This window comes from Psychromonas sp. MB-3u-54, assembly GCF_002836415.1.
Lineage (GTDB): Bacteria > Pseudomonadota > Gammaproteobacteria > Enterobacterales > Psychromonadaceae > Psychromonas.
Map to the genome: position 1 here is coordinate 31,709 of NZ_PJBP01000175.1, position 15,941 is coordinate 47,649.

Sequence of the window (15,941 nt, forward strand, 5' to 3'; positions counted from 1 at the left end):
ATCCGTTAGGGTCTCCAATCTTTTAATAGGGTGTTTTCTAATATAGCGCCATAAAATGAAGTGCTGCCCAGGGTGGCATTTAAAAAACTGGCACCATAAAGATTCGCGCCTGAAAAATCACATCCACGAATATCCGCCTGCATTAAATTAGCCTCCATAAAATCCGATTTTTTTAACTGGCTGCCAGCTAAGTTACTGTCGATAAACTGTGCCTGCTTGGCAATAGTGCGCTTGAATTGGCTGTTTTTAATACTCGATTCACCAAAATCGCTTTTGCTGATATCCGCATCGGAAAAATCACAGTTGTTTAGCTGGCAATCCCGTAAATTGGTTTCATTAATGGTGGCAAAATTAAAACGGGCATCATTTAATAAACAACCGCCAACAAAACGGGTGTTTTTCATTATTGCCCGTTCAAAACAGCTGTTATTAAGCTCTGCGGTTACAAAGTTGGTGCCATTTAAGGTCGAGCCTGTAAAGCTCCCGTCGGTCAAAATCGGTTTAATAAAATTACATTCGCTTAAATCACAATCAATAAACTCACAGCCGGTTAAATCCAGTTCAATAAAATTTAGTTTCGGAAAGGTGCAATTTATAAATTTACAACGGCGCAGCTTGGTTTCCAGCAGCATATCCATGCGCTCACCAAATTCACAATCGGTAAATTCACAATCAGTCAAACTCGAATGTGCCACAGTGATCTCAATCAGCTTCATATTTTTAAACCGGCAAGCACTGAGCTCTGCTGCGCCTAAATTTGCCCCTTCAATCGCACAGTTATCAAAGCTCACATTCGATAATTTGGCATGAGCAAAATTAATGGCCGTTAAATCAGCCTGCTCAAAGACAATATTATTTAATTCAGCGTATTCAAAAAAACCATGGTTTAAATCTATCTGTTTGAATTTCTGCTGCGTTAGCTTACAAAAGGCGAAATCTTTCGCCGTGATCACTTGTTTTGTGTTATAGCCGGCTAACAGCGCCGCCACCAGCTCAGGCTCTTGACCTTTATGGGGAGAGCTGGACTCTGCTATAAAATGCGCCCCTTTTAAATAACTGTCATTAATAAAGTCATTAGCCTCCTGCATTTGCGCCGACAGCTCTTTGTTATCTAACAGCTGTTCCAGCTCATTCATTTGTTGCTGCTGCTCCTCGCTTAACTGAATGTTATGCTCCGCCATCATTTTTTTCTGTTCGGTCAACTGCTCTGCGGCTTGTGCAAGCTGAGCACTTAGCTGAGTATCTTGCTCAATAGTATCGGGACGGGCTAAGACAGGAATAGTATCAATACCTGCCAACATCTCTTCAAGCTGTTTTATTGACGGATCGAGCTGCTCTGCCATTTCAGGCTGCTGGATGGCTTGCTGCTTTAATTCGTCAAGCTGCTGCTCGACCTGTAATAACGCTTCTTTTTTTTGTTTTTCAGCCATCGCCTCCATATGTGCCTGCACTTCATCCATGGCTTTGAGGTTTAGCTTAGTCAGGTCGAGATCATCGAGTTTAGGCGCCTCTTTCATCGCGCTTATCCCCGGTAATATTTTATCCGTTAAGGCCTGCAGTTTTTTGGCATCTTCGGGCAGTTCAATATCCTGAGTCGGATTTTTTATTTTATCGACTAACTCATCGGCTTGCTTGTCCATGCCATTGGCTCTTAATTCCGCCACTTGTTTGTCGATAGCCTCATCCATTTTCTGCTCGGCCTGCTGTTTTTTTCCCTCGGCAAAGGCGCTCATATTATCGTCCATCGCCTGCTTATATTCTTCATCACCTAGAAGCTGTTTAAAACCGCACCTCACTCCTTCCGGAATTAAAGGCGCCGAATACATCATATATTTAAACCCGTCTTCAGGGTCAGAGCGCAGTTGCATCTGCTCCTGATAAAAAGCGCCGGGTTTAGTGGGTTCAGTTAAGCTTTGATGCGCCACTAACAGCTTTTTAATATCTTTAGCCTGCGGATGATTGATCTCGATCGTGCCACGGTGCACAACAATGCCAATATTGTCATTGGGAAAAAAATAAACCGTGTCTAAATTTAAAGGTATTTCTTTAAAGGTGACTAATTTGTCATCACGTTTTTGTGCATCTGAATAGTTTTCTAACGCTTCTTGCTCAAGCTTGTTTAGAGAGATCTCTTGTTCGATAAAACAGCGACCGACAACAGCGGGTAACTTTCCTTTAATTTCAGCCTTGGTTTCATTCATATTGGTTATGCAAAAGGGTTCATCACCCTTTAAATAACGGTCAAAGCGTTGATCCGGCGGCGCAGTGTAAAAATAATCCCAATTAATATCCGCCGCTAAACCCGGCATATGGTTTTGCAGATAATCATCATCATAAGTGCCGATTAATTTTTTCCGCTGTGGCCACTCGCTATTAATAGCAGCAAAACCCTGAGGGGTATAGGCGCTTTTATGTTCAGGGATTCTTTTAGAGATGACAGGAAAATAAGGGTGTTCAATATTGGGTAAAAAGCTTAAAACCTCATTCGAATCATTGCCGGGAAGGCCTTTTCCGTCTTTATTATAGAGGTGCGCTTTGCCGCCATAGGCATGCTCAGAACTGAGCGGCATTTGCGTGAAAGGCACTGCTGCAGAGGGCCCTAACCCCTGCCAGTAGCGCTCACCATAAACATTTAAGGTTTTTGTAATCTCGGCCAAACTAACGGACACATCCACTCGGGGAGCGGGTTGCAGCTGAGGCGCAAAGGCATCGGCAAACACCAAAAATTCACTGCTATCTTTATTGATAGCCTCATCAAACAGATTATCTTTACCCAGATTAGCAGCAATAATTGGCCATAAAGTCTGCTCCAGGACAGCTTCTCCCGAATCCAGATAGAAGCCCCATAAAGTCGATGCAACAAAAAAGTATTTTTGTTGATACTTAAAAGTATTGGTTAATAATGAAGCCTGTAAGCTTTTAATATTTTTCATTATTTAAATGAATATCCAATTAGTTAAAAACCGTCTGTATTTTATTATAAAACCGATAAAGCACTACTCCTCAAATGACTGACAATAAGAATTTACTATTAACCAGAAAAAATTAATTATGAGCAATTAATTATGAGCAATTAATTAATGTGAACTTAGTTTAATAAAGTGATTAAGTTATTCCTTAAATCACATGCTCTAGCACCCAATGAAACAGTGCCTTTATCAATTTCAGCTAGTTTTTGCTTTATAACCACTTTATGAGCAGCTATGTCTACTGCTGCTTCTTGTCGCACCTTCAGAGCTACCATAGCTGCTGTTAACTTAAAACCTGGTAAATCTGTTTCAAACTTTTTAAGTCCCGCAGGTCCGATTCCTATTTCGGTTTCGAGTGGACAACCTGAAATTGATACTTCGTTTTTCATAACTGCAGCATCGATCGACACTGAGTTGATCATGGCTGTAGCATCCATTGTTACTGAATTATTCATTACTCCAATGTGGGTAGACAATACTGTTGATCCAACATCAATTTCCATTTTCATTTCTAAAGTCGGTAAACCATCCCCTTTAAAGCTAAATTTACTTCCGGGAGCCGGTTCACTTACTATTTCATAGGATGTTGGATTACCATAAGTACTCACTCTGGTTTCTGTTACTTTGCCTGGAGCACCACCTTCGGCCATATCTACTTTTTCATATTCAGTACGACTTCCTGTTGGCGTGCTTTTCCACTCTTCTGATATACCACCACCTGATTTTGATTCAAATGTTTTTACGTCATTGCCATTAAATTTCACCTCATGGCTTGAACCTCCTATTGAGACCTCTACACTATTACAACGGTTACTCACTTCAATTGAATGTTTTTTGTAATTGAATTCGTATGACTTTCCTTCAAATGTTTTTTCTACCCAAACTCCATCGCTGCAATACCAGCTCATATTAGAGGGCGGCGTAACTTTATCAAAGTAAGATCGGGGAATGGTTAACTTGCTCCAGTCAGGCCCTCCAACATCGGTAAGATCTCGATCTTCTTTTTGGTTTATATTGACAGATTGTGCCATGTAATTTTCAGCATAAGAATTGCCAAGGTTGTAGTTCCAATAACCACCGAAGTCAAAAATATTTCCTTCTTGTAAATTAAACGAATCAGTCCGTGCAACTTGCACCTTTGACCAAGATAAAAGCTTGCTCCACTTAGTCAGATCTTCAATCTTAGCAGCTTGCTCATTACTAAAAATATTATTTAAGTTACTTTTAATATGAGTAATAGCTCCCGTCTTAATCCCTTCAAATAAGGCCCTATAGTCGTCTTTCTTAGCTGTTATTCCGCTTGCTGTAAAGCATTCTCTGCTCCGTGATGTCAGCTCAAATCCAAGGACATTGTCTTTTGCCTCATTATCATCGTCGCCTTCATCTTGAAATATAGGCATCAATACTCCGCCAATATTTCCCAAGCATTGCGTTTTTAATGCTTGCTTTAATTCATCAAAACGCGCATTCACCACATCGACTGAATAGCCTGGCACTGTTATTTCCGCTGCGGTAATTGCAGGTGCGGCAGTTATCTTAGCATCCAATATTTCTGAAAGCTTAGCCGCTATTCGACCATGAATCGTACTGAGTGAGTTAAACTGACCTCTCACACTCTCGACATTGTTGTCTTGAATAATAGTAAAACTGTGTTTCTGCTCACTTGAAATTTTGTAGTGAAGAACGTAAGGGCTATGCTCAGATTCTTGATAATAATGAGTTGGCGCCCCACTCATAATTGTGTGCAGACTCACACCAGCAGCATTTTTAATAGCATCCATCCCGCTGTTTACACATTCGAGATCAATTTGCGGACTAGCTGTTGCTAGAGCCGACACAACTGCCGTCCATTCTGTTTTAGCAAGATCAAATACGCTAGTAACTTTGGTTGTTAATACCGTATCAAGATCATCAATTGGAATATCTCCACTCTTCTCGTATTGTTTAATACCGTCTAGACCAAAGCTAATCATTGTGTTAACTACATCACTTGGCCCGCTCACTTCTGCCTCTTCATCTAAACGAGAACAAGACACTTCCCAGTGATTTCCAAAATAATAGTGTCTACTCTGATTATTTGGAAAATAATCTCTACCCGTTGAGTAAAAATTATACTGCTCACCACTATTCCAGTTATATTGGGGGCCACTTTTACGCTCCACCAAATACTTTCCAGATATTTCTTTATTTGTATTGAGCAGCTCTCCCCCTGCATTAGTTATATTAGATTTATTAGAAAAGTTAAACATACTGGTCTTATCTTCTGGGTCTCTAATCGCTGTTAAATCATAACTAACTTGCTCCTGCCAATGGGTTGTTGCAGTATCCGGCGAGTTATCAATATTGCCGGCAGTTAGAGATTTATAAACTTTGTTAAGGAATTTTACTTTGTCATTTTGTTTGTAGGTTTCAGCCGCTAAAAAAGAAGGTAAAGCAATATAGTTGCTAGATCCAACGGTGTAAGTATGGCGCAGACCTCCTGAGACATCGATACGCTCTATGCCTGCAGTAACTAAAACAAAACCAGAGCCAGCGTGATTGGGTGCACCTAAATGCATATAGGTTTTATTATCACCCGTCTGCAGTTTAATGCGGTTTTTACCCTCTTTATCTTCCAGCTCTATTTTATTACCCGAGGCGGTTTTTATAAGATTGTTGGTTTGATTTTCAGCGGTGACAATACTTTGCTGCTCGCCACTGTCATTAATAGTGCCGCTGATAAAAGGCCTGTCCGGATCGCCGCCAATAAAGCCCAATAATACCCGCGTGCCGTTGCGCAGCGGAAAATGCATGCCTTCATTTGCGCCGCCATAGGGCTGCATCATACGTACCCAATGTGAAGCTTTGCCGCCATTGCGATCTTTTCTATCAAAGGGCAATTTTACTTTATAACGGCCAAACGTATCCAGCTCTGCATAGCCGGAATCCGCCTCAGCATCAATAACCGCATTAAGCGTACCGTTAATTTCCGGGGCGACCGTTTGTCTTTTAGGGGCAAATTCATGCTCAGTTGAAAGCGCGGTAAAGCTGTTGCTGTAATTCACTACAAGATCCGTTTCCGGATGTAATTCCTGGTATTGATTTAAATTGGTACCTTCATGGTCAATACTGTCCAACAAATAGGTTAACTGGTTAAACTTATCCCTGGGATGATCGGCAAGCTTAAAGGTATGACCTACAGCCATCGTAGCCGCATCACTCTCACCTATATAAACTTTTTGACGGCTTAAATAAGCATTGGCATGTATTTCCGCCAATTGCTGACCTTCTTCGGGTGAGGTTATATTTAATCCGTAGAGGTTAATTTCTCCCATGCCCCGATTATTAATAATATATTCACCGCGGATATCTAAGGAGGGGGTTTCGTCATTAAAATCACGTAATGTCACTTTTTTCGGCAGCGTCTGACGCTTGCAGATAATATTTGTCACTGTGCAAGCCTTGCTTGCGACATTAATACCGCTATTAGCCTGAAATACAATTTTATTACTTTGGTCGGGCTGGGCAATTGACGGCAACGCCTGGTTATTATCAGCAAAGACAATCACTTCGGCGTTATCACTTTGTTCGAAATAATAATAAATACCCTCACGCTCGATAATGCGCTGCAGATAATCTAAATGGGTTTCGTTATATTGCAGCCTGAAGGGCCATTTACGGTAAGTGCGGGCAAGTTCAAAGCGAAAGTCTTGCCCTTCAATAAAGCCGGCTTCCTCTAATATAACGCTCAGCGTTCGCTCAATAGTTTCGTTTAGATACACTTCATTGGTTTCAAAAAGCCCCAACTGCCAGATTCTCGGTACAATATTAGCGCGGTATAAGGTGCAGTCAGGCAGGTAGTTAATATCTTCAAATTCATTGACTAAACCATGGATAATACGGATAGGTTTAGCTTGCTCGCCATCATAAATTTCGATTCGGCAGGGTTTATCCAGTAAGCTGTCTTCATCTAAATTAAGATCACTGGATTTAAGCTCCAATGTAAAATTAAATAATCTGGAGATACCTTCCTGACCGGAAAATTTCAATAATGTCAGCTCACTGTCCTGCGAATCATGATCCTGACAGATGAATTTAAAATGATATTGACTCATACACAGAGATCCTTTATTCAGTAAACAGTTTAATTCGTTTGTAGTGATGTTTTAGGTCAAAAAACAACCAAGTGTGGCTTTTGTGCATGTTTATTAAACACTTTTCGTCGCTTCAAAAGAACGACACCCATTCGTTATAGGAGTTTTATGGAAGCCGTTATGTGCTGCTCGGTATTACTACTTTTTAACCATGCATTGCGGCCTAAAGAAAATTCGTTTTCTGGCACTAAGCTTAAGTTAAATTTAGTATCGGCTATCACATCTATACGTAAGTCCACCAACAAAGGTTGGCCGATAAAATACTTGATCATATTTTGTAATGCATGCCAATATTCAGGCGTTAAGCACCATTGTTTATATTCTTTCGCACTCAGGGGGGAGATAGAGACAATGATTTTAGATTGAATATCCTGCATTTTTCCGCCGAGCACAGCACTGAAACTAATTTGATTCGCCTGTTGGTTTAAGGCCAGTTTTTGCTCTTCTGCGATACTGACATCCCGGTTAACACACTGCTCAATGCTTATCTGCGCTTGTTTAAATAGGTTCTGCAGCAGCTTTTGCAGCCCGACAACGGTACCTTTTTGATGACGAATAATATTAACATTTCTTAAAATAAAGGCTTGATCAGGGAAATCTTTTAACCAAGATGCATCTTTAAAGCCAATCATGGCAAGCATAAACTGATAAACATTTTTACGCCCTTGATCCAGGTAATGCGGGGATTGCTGAGTGTTTGCCGCATACAAGAGCTGATAAAGACGCTGATGAATAATATCTAAAAACAGGCGTGTTTGGTTTTGATCTTTATGCGATGCCTGAATCAACTCTTCGGTAAAAAACTTGGGTAAGGGGGAACCGTTACCGTAAAGGCCGGGTAGATTAACGTTCAGATAATATAAAGACGGTTGATCCTGTTTAGTCACAGAGACCACTTGAGTACGGGCATGTTGTAAGCCTAATACCGGCCTGATGCGTATAGCATGCAGCGGATCAAGTTTATTGCTTAACGCCAGTTCGCATAATAGCTTATAGACTTCAATGAAACTGTATTGGGTCGCATTGCTGAGTAACTCTTTTTCGATCATTTAGCGATACCGCCAAAATTAATTGCCCAGCGTTGAGATTCCTCGGTACGGGATTCAGTTACCATTAATTGACTGAAACTGTTAATAGGCACTTGTAATGCCAATAATTGATTCAGCAAGGCTGAAAATAAAAATATTTCCCCCTGGTTAATAAAATGGTCACTGTTTATATGAACTGAATACTCCACTCCCCGAACCAATAATCCTTTTTCAAAATGATCCTTAGCAGTTATTTTAATATCATTAACCGCAGCAATTCGATGCTCCAGCGTTTTATATTTTGCCGTATTTTTAAGTTGTGCTGGAAGGTGATGACGTAAAAGTTGCTTAAGCTGATCCGCGGTTTCTATATTTTGTAAACTTAATGCCTGGTCCGATACCACCTGCCAAGCTTCATTAGAAATAATTTGCGCGGGCAGATAATCACTGCTGGTTGTCAGGTTGGTAAAAGAAACTAATTCAGGGCTGCTGCTGGTCGGTACATTAATCTCATCGGGAGGTAATTTAGCCGCAAGCTCACCATGGCAACATTTGACCTTTACACGTAGTACTTCTCGACTTTCAGGTCTTGTTCCGGCTTCAAATTCGAGTGATAACCAATTGGCTACGTCCCCGTCATGAACGCCATGCTTTCTAAAATAATAAAAGCCACCCGCTTTACTGTTTGTATTGCCGGGGCTTATAACATTCTGATAGCGGTTATTTTTTTCCCGTTCTCGCTTGATACTTTCAACCGTCAGAACATCAACAATAGGCAAAACGAATTCAGTGGATAAATTACGCTGTTGAGCGGTTAATGGGAATTCAAGTTGAATACCATTCATCGCCATCGGCTCAGCAAAGTGCTCAAATTCATTGATCACCGGTGTACAATATAGTTTTAGGTGATCGCTTTTAAATTCAGGCAGGCTCCAAGTAGGAGAGGTAAATTGAAAAGCAATTGAAAATTGATCACCACTGCGCTGCTGCCACTGCTGCAGGTTAATTTCAAAAAACTGTAATTTTTCAGGAACAGTATAATACTCCTGCAAAAGGCTATGCTGATTTGATGAATTGCCGGCATCAAAAATATTATGCTCGACGCCATACCCTGTTAATTGTAAATTCTTTACTGAAATGTCAGTAATACCAGCGGAGCTTGTAATCTGAATTGACTGCAAATTTTGGGCAAACATCTGTAGCCAAATACAAGCATCACTTGCCGGCTGATTAATGTAAAAACGCAGTTTATCAAAAGTATAATTAGCGAGATCATTTTTTTCTGATGTAAAACCCACCTTTAGTTCAACAACTTTCTGTTGTACTCGATTAATTGTTTTTTCAACCTGCTGCATCACTAAAGTTGCAACACGTACCGGCAAGACTTCAACCTCCCAAGCGCTACTGAATCGGCAAGATATCCGTTCATGCCCTTCTTCATCGAGTTTTGCAGGAGAAGAATCAAACCCAGTCCCCTTTTTAACCATTAAAGGAGAGATTAAATTTACTTTAGGCATTAACGATAGAATGCTGACTGCCGGAATAGGCTGCATTAAGGTCGGTGTTAATACTTGTGAGAGTGCCTGCAGTGCAACGGGGAACTGATCATCTAACTCTTTTTTAAATTGCGCCGTTAAATAGGAAACACCCTGTAAGATCATCTCAACATCAGGGTCAACTATATCTCTATTTAAGCTTTCTGTAATGGCAGGATATTCTTTACTGAAAACCTGTGATGATTCTTTTAAAAGCTTTAACTCTTGTTGGTATAGGTCTGCTAAATCCATTATTGTAATTCCAGTTCAAATGTACTATCGGATTGTAATTTTCCAAAGAGAGTAACGACATGTTTTGATCGGGTTGTCACCAATAATTGAAATGACAAAATAACCGTTATATTATTGTTTTCTTTTAATTCGGTATGTAGCGACTCGATTCTGGGATCATACTTTTCAAGTAAGATTTTGATCATATTAAGCACATTTTGCTTATCTGCTTGTTCAACAATCCCTTCACTAAGGTCAATTTTAGGCATTCCCATATCGGGCGCACTCAGTACACTACCCTGACGTGTATTGAGTATTTTTTGTAAATAGTTACGCACCGATGTTGCAATATTTAATGGTTCAAGCTGTTTAGCTGATTCATTTTTAACGGTCAGCAAGTTAAGCTTTTCAGAAAGCCTTAACATTATTGCTCACCCCGCCAATTGGTTTGATAAGTAACATCACCATCCGGCCCCCAACTCCAGGTAATACCTTCATAGGCTAATGTTACATTTTCCATAAAACGTAAGTATTCTGACTCAGACTTTTCTAATGCAGGCGTCCAGGGAGAGATTGATATAATATGCGCATTTACTAATTCAACACGGTAATAAACAAGCTCTTCACCTTGTGCCGTATATCGAAACCATTCGAATTCAACTTTATTTAATCGTTCTTTTTCAACCAATGCGCGATATAGCTTTGGAGTACTTTTATCAACCTCTTTTAATAATACAATCGGCTGATGAATAACCGGACCATTTCCCATACCTGACTGCGCATTAGTGGGTAATTTAATTTCATGTTTAAATGAAAAAAGATCAATACTCGTTTCTCGGTTTTTTCTAATTGAAGAGCCTTCAATAATTCCCTGAACATCACCTTCAATTTTCATATAACCAGAAAATTCCATTAGCTGACCTCTTCATTCATAAAAATAAGCGTATTAATGGCGATGGTACTGCCTAAGTATTTCATGTGCGGGCTTAGCGCTACTTCAATCTCAAACCATCCTATATTATTTGTTTCAACGACTAGGACTTTTGCATCTTTTAACGGTCTTTGTGCACGTAATGATTTAGAAGGAGCTTCAACATCGGAAACAAACTGTCTGATCCAGCGATTTAAAATATGAGATAACTCGGTTGAATTGGTCGTCGCACCGACACTTTCTCTGAAGATGATTTTTAAACAATGAATAATGCGCATAACAATAAATAAATACTGCAATTGGGCACTGGCAATGGTGTCAATGTTTTGGGTTTGGTAATTAATTTTTATATTGCCCCAACGAACAGAATTTGCTGACTCAAAGAGTAATATATTGTGATAAGCCCTTGTACAGACAGGATTAAAGCCTAACTTTATTAACTCGGCTTCTTTCTCTTCAGAAAAAGCAATTTCAATGGGCAGGTTAGATGACTTATTTAACACCGCCGACAAATCTAATCGGCCACCTTCCATACCCGAAATAAAAGTACAAAAACCACTTTCTTGAAAGCTTTTAAGCAAATTATCAACAAATCCAAAACTTGCATTACCCCATAAGCAGTCTTCGTGACTATCACCTATGTTTTCTTGAAACCAACTTAGTGCCAGATCACCTTTATCATAGGCATTCCTAAATAATAACCTCGGCATTGTTAAAGCAAGAAAACTGGCTTCTTCTGTTGATATAAAATTGCGCCATTTTATATATCGGTGTCCAGCATGAATTTCAGAAATATAATCTGAATCCTGCAATGTATTGAAGTCATTAACATCAAACATGGCCGCATTTGCGCCCGTGACAACAGGTAGATGCGCTTTGCTGCACACCTCAGTAATGGCTTTAAGCAAAGTAAGATCTGAACCCACGCCGGAAAAATAATCATCAATTAATAAAGCACCATAGGGAACCGCGCCATATTGACCAATACTATCAACGTAAACCTGCTGATATAAATTTGAATCGAGTAAGTCAGCATTAGTGAAAAGATCATCCCAAAGTAACTGCTTAGTTGCAGAGGCACATTCAATAATCAAAGACTGACTGCTTTCTGCTGTTTTGCATAGCCAATAGATACCGCGCCAAGATGCCTCAAGCAGTTGCCAATCAGCTTGATGCAAAATTTGGTTTAATATTCGAGATAGAATTAACTCTAATTCACAAACAATTAATTCAAGTTCATACCTTTTAACTGACTCTTTTTCAAACTCTGCTATTTTTACGTGCTGAAGCTCAAAGGGAGCGGTACTAAAAGTCGTTCCATCTTGCTGAAGTTGTCGATGTATGGCATTGATAATTTGTGAAACTTCCCGTAAAGAAGGTTCTTTTTTGATGATTGCCGTCGGTGAAAAATCTGAGTAGCAATCAATAGTATAACTTAGGGTTATTATTTGCTTATTCACATTCAGTAATTGGCACAGTCCAGAGTTAACTATATCTATATCAACAGTCGGTGAAAACTCTTTGATTACAGTATCAAAATTACGGATGTTAATTTCAGTTGGTTCGAGCAACTGCTCAATAGCATTACGGCCACTAAGCGGAGCAAGGATTAATGTTTTAAAGGGAACAGTACCTCCCTGCTTCGGCAAAAATGAAATGTGTTTGACATCAAGCATACTTTACATCCAACATTGCGCGATTGATTCAGGTGGTTTAGGTGGTTTGATAGATAATGCTTGTCTTAATCTATCGGCACCTTTGATATCTAATTTAACGTCAAAGTATTCAATTCTATAACTGTTTAATTCATAAAAATAGGCAGGAAACTCTTCCAATTCAAAGCGTTTAACGCCGTATTTAAAATCATTTAAGAAATTGAATACAGCATCTTCACCACTGTAAACTTTCTCAAGTATCTTGTTACCCACTTTGAACTTTAAGCTAACAGAACGACATGTTTCATCCCATCTAAAAAGCTTATTGACGATATAGTTCTTATTTACTAGCGTTTGTGTTTCTGACTCACAAATCAGATTAATATCTGTTTTTGATACATATAATAGTGAGTTTGCATTTGTATCTGTTGGTTTTGCAGTCATCAATAAATCAAAGGATTCAAACTTCTGACGGTTTTTTAAGTCTTTAGCTCGGATTAAGTAATCTAATAAATCCGGTGACAAAGGAATTTTTTTCTCTGCCACTTTTTTGAAGCTATAACCTCCCCCGCGCTTATTTTGAATAAAGGGCTGTAATGTATTATCAAAAAATGACCATAAAACACCTGATTCACCATAAGCAAACTCATCCAGCTTATAATCCGGTACCCCTTCTAATTCATAAAGAAAATCTTCTTCCCATGATTTTTCAAGCAAACAGGCGCTTTCTTCAAGCATAAAGTTTTCTAGCACTAAAATAGAGCCAATATACATATTCCAAAATGATTCCGTAGAATTACCCGCTTTACCTATTAACCCTTGCAGGTTCATAATATTAAGCTTCGCATTGGCTAAAACAGTGCCTTCGTCTATCGGGTTATTTTCAAACTCAAAAAACGCGCGAATGCTTTTTTGTGACTCTTTTTGCTGTTCAATATTGAATACTAAATCGGCAATGAGTCCTTTATATTCATCCAGGCTTTTACCGGCGGCTTGTAAATTTAACTCTCTTTCAGATGCTCCCGGACCGGAACCACTCGCTTTATCCAATTTTTTCTTGGTTTTTAACGCCTTTTTCCCGGAACCTGAAATGGCCTTACCTACTGGACCTAATGAGCCAACCACCTTTAAAGCTAACTTGGTAAATACTTTATTCTTTTTAGGATTAGATTGGGCGACGTCTTCACCCAGGGCTAACATATCTTGGTAATAAAGGGAGAAATCAAACCAATCAGGCTTCTCCTCTAAAGTATTAAAAGGTGTTAATTGGTAATCAGCATCATTTAATAATTTGAAAAAAATATTTCGCCCGGTGGTTAAATTATTGATCACATTTAACCATTCTGTTCGGCTACTCAGTGTCTCCGTTCCAGTATGGAAATTTTTTAAGAAAGCCCCCCATTTTGCGACATAATTATGTTGATACTGCTGTTGAAATACAGGTAAAAACTTTAACAAAAATGGGTGTTCCTCCCCCAGAGCATATAAAATTTGCTCTGAAAAATCATCAATAATGGTTTTACCTGCCAGCGTATATGCACCTTCAATTGAAACAGGTGATTGGATATGTTTAGAACCTTGCCAGTAGTCTTTAAGCTGTACCGAATCAACTTTTCCGTTGTGATTAACCCAATCAATTAACCAGTCCATGGTTCCATTTGAAGATAATAATAAGGTAGAAATATCATTACGATACTTTACTATTTGCTGCTGCCAGTTTTTGAGATAGCTTGCATCATTTGCATCTTTTCTCATAAATAAGCTTTTAATATATAAACTGTTTAATCCATCAATCATATCAGGTGACATATTATCAATATATGCGCTATCAAAAGGCTGGGGTAATTCCGTTAAATCTGTTAATGAAGCCCCTTGACTTGCTGCATTTAGCACATTTATTCTGCGCATTAATATTGTCAAATAATCAACTTTACCATCGATATTTTTATTCGATAATTGTCTGATATTATCTTGAAAGTGCTTATCTACCGGAGATATTAAAATATCCTGAATATCATTCGCCAGTTCAGCTTTTAACATAGGTATATTAAAAACACTCTTTGAAAGGGGTAGCCAATAACTTATATTAACATCATTTAGTTTAGTGATTAATTGATATCTATTTTCAAGATTTTCTCTCACTTTTACCTGATCTTCAGATTTTGAAAGTTGCGATTGGTAATTTTTATATATTTGCTCAATATTATTCTTATCGGCGTTATACAGAACCCCCAACAGAACAACCAGCACTGTTGCTGCAGATAAATAAGTCAGTGTGCGTTTGTTTTTTTCAATATCACTCACAGTATTTTTATTCACTGAAATTGCAGGCAACCAGCACAGGGCAGATTGCTCTAACAGATCATCAACAAAGACCGCTTTATTCTCTTCGCTCATAACCAGAAACAGACCTGAACAAATCGGTTTACCTTGAAAGCTATTGCTTGAAAATAAACGCGAGCAGAATAATTCGACAGAGTCTTCAATATCTTTGATTTTATGAGGTAAATTGGCAACGGTTTGATCGAACCCCTGATTAACAATGTAATCTAAAGATCCTTGTTTAAAAATAGTCTGGATTTTCGAAAAACAGCTTTGAACAACGTTTTTTACCGGCTCTTGCTGTTGGTTAATAATGCCTAATGTTTGCGTTTTCCAATCATTACTCAGTTGTGCTAACCAGTCATCAACTCCTTTGCGCTCTTCTAATCCAAGAAGTGTGATATTCAAAGGAATTTCTACACCACAATACTCTTTAATTTCTTCATATTTTTTTCGAAGTTGATCTGCAATCTGGTTTCTAGTGGCAGGATCAGCTAAATCAGCAACATGAATCGAGATTAATAATCCATCTAAGGATTTTGATTTTTCGCTTGATGCTAAACCATGCAGTAACTGCAGCCATTCATTATTAGCGGCAGAATCAGCATTTTTAATTAAATACGAGTCAACATCCAGAATCACAAGATGATTAAGAACAATCCATTGAATATATTTATATTCGCTGAAAATTGGATCGGCTATTTGAGGTCTGTTTACTGTTTCACTGTGTAACCAGTCTGCATGTTTATTATCCATTTTAATATGCATAACAAAATCCGCTTCTTGCTGATTTTCATCGGCACTGACATTACGGTTAATTCTATTTAGGACTCGTTTGATATGCTTATCAATGGACTTCGGAAATAAGAATTGAAAAAATGATAATTTTGTTTTCTCATTGGTTGACGCATCAATATTAATTAATTTTTCAACTCGTTGTTTTGCTTGCCAGCGCTTATAAAGATAGATACAAAATTTAATACCATACCAGGCGATGAAAATAGCGAAGAAAACTTGTATGCCTTCAACTTCAGTGGCGCCTAATAATAAAGATCCAGCTACACAAACGCCAAAGAGGACTAACCAAATAAAAACGACGAGTAAAAATTTAAGGAATTTTTTCATTATTAGAATACC

The 15,941-nt window shown here is 38.7% G+C and carries 8 protein-coding genes; all 8 read right to left on the reverse strand.

Annotated features, from left to right (window positions below):
• Positions 1–5: 5 nt before the first annotated feature.
• On the reverse strand, positions 6–2,933 hold the full coding sequence (locus tag CXF72_RS15155) for a DUF2169 family type VI secretion system accessory protein (RefSeq protein ID WP_101040177.1): 2,928 nt from the start codon (positions 2,931–2,933) through the stop codon (positions 6–8).
• 155 nt (positions 2,934–3,088) lie between these two features.
• The gene (locus tag CXF72_RS15160) at positions 3,089–7,063 is read right to left on the reverse strand and encodes a type VI secretion system Vgr family protein (protein ID WP_101040179.1); all 3,975 of its coding nucleotides are present in this window, start codon (positions 7,061–7,063) and stop codon (positions 3,089–3,091) included.
• Positions 7,064–7,197: 134 nt separating this feature from the next.
• Complete coding sequence (gene tssG / locus CXF72_RS15165) at positions 7,198–8,151, reverse strand: type VI secretion system baseplate subunit TssG (RefSeq protein WP_101040181.1); 954 nt, start codon at positions 8,149–8,151, stop codon at positions 7,198–7,200.
• Positions 8,148–9,917 (reverse strand): type VI secretion system baseplate subunit TssF, encoded by a 1,770-nt coding sequence (gene tssF / locus CXF72_RS15170; protein ID WP_101040183.1) that lies wholly within the window; start codon positions 9,915–9,917, stop codon positions 8,148–8,150. Before tssF ends, tssG begins: the two co-directional genes overlap by 4 nt.
• Positions 9,917–10,321: a GPW/gp25 family protein gene (locus CXF72_RS15175; RefSeq protein ID WP_101040185.1), complete on the reverse strand. Its 405-nt coding sequence runs from the start codon at positions 10,319–10,321 to the stop codon at positions 9,917–9,919. Before CXF72_RS15175 ends, tssF begins: the two co-directional genes overlap by 1 nt.
• Positions 10,321–10,809, reverse strand: a complete 489-nt coding sequence (tssD, locus tag CXF72_RS15180; protein ID WP_101040187.1) for a type VI secretion system tube protein TssD — start codon at positions 10,807–10,809, stop codon at positions 10,321–10,323. The genes CXF72_RS15175 and tssD overlap by 1 nt, the downstream gene beginning before the upstream one ends.
• The gene (tssC, locus tag CXF72_RS15185; RefSeq protein ID WP_101040189.1) at positions 10,809–12,503 is read right to left on the reverse strand and encodes a type VI secretion system contractile sheath large subunit; all 1,695 of its coding nucleotides are present in this window, start codon (positions 12,501–12,503) and stop codon (positions 10,809–10,811) included. The genes tssD and tssC overlap by 1 nt, the downstream gene beginning before the upstream one ends.
• A gap of 3 nt (positions 12,504–12,506) precedes the next feature.
• Positions 12,507–15,929, reverse strand: a complete 3,423-nt coding sequence (locus tag CXF72_RS15190; protein WP_101040191.1) for a type VI secretion protein IcmF/TssM N-terminal domain-containing protein — start codon at positions 15,927–15,929, stop codon at positions 12,507–12,509.
• Positions 15,930–15,941: the final 12 nt, after the last annotated feature.

Excerpts from the sequence above, each read along its gene's own strand:
- CXF72_RS15155 (WP_101040177.1), bottom strand. The coding sequence starts at position 2,933 with ATGAAAAATATTAAAAGCTTACAGGCTTCATTATTAACCAATACTTTT.
- CXF72_RS15160 (WP_101040179.1), bottom strand. The coding sequence starts at position 7,063 with ATGAGTCAATATCATTTTAAATTCATCTGTCAGGATCATGATTCGCAG.
- tssG (WP_101040181.1), bottom strand. The coding sequence starts at position 8,151 with ATGATCGAAAAAGAGTTACTCAGCAATGCGACCCAATACAGTTTCATT.
- tssF (WP_101040183.1), bottom strand. The coding sequence starts at position 9,917 with ATGGATTTAGCAGACCTATACCAACAAGAGTTAAAGCTTTTAAAAGAA.
- CXF72_RS15175 (WP_101040185.1), bottom strand. The coding sequence starts at position 10,321 with ATGTTAAGGCTTTCTGAAAAGCTTAACTTGCTGACCGTTAAAAATGAA.
- tssD (WP_101040187.1), bottom strand. The coding sequence starts at position 10,809 with ATGGAATTTTCTGGTTATATGAAAATTGAAGGTGATGTTCAGGGAATT.
- tssC (WP_101040189.1), bottom strand. The coding sequence starts at position 12,503 with ATGCTTGATGTCAAACACATTTCATTTTTGCCGAAGCAGGGAGGTACT.
- CXF72_RS15190 (WP_101040191.1), bottom strand. The coding sequence starts at position 15,929 with ATGAAAAAATTCCTTAAATTTTTACTCGTCGTTTTTATTTGGTTAGTC.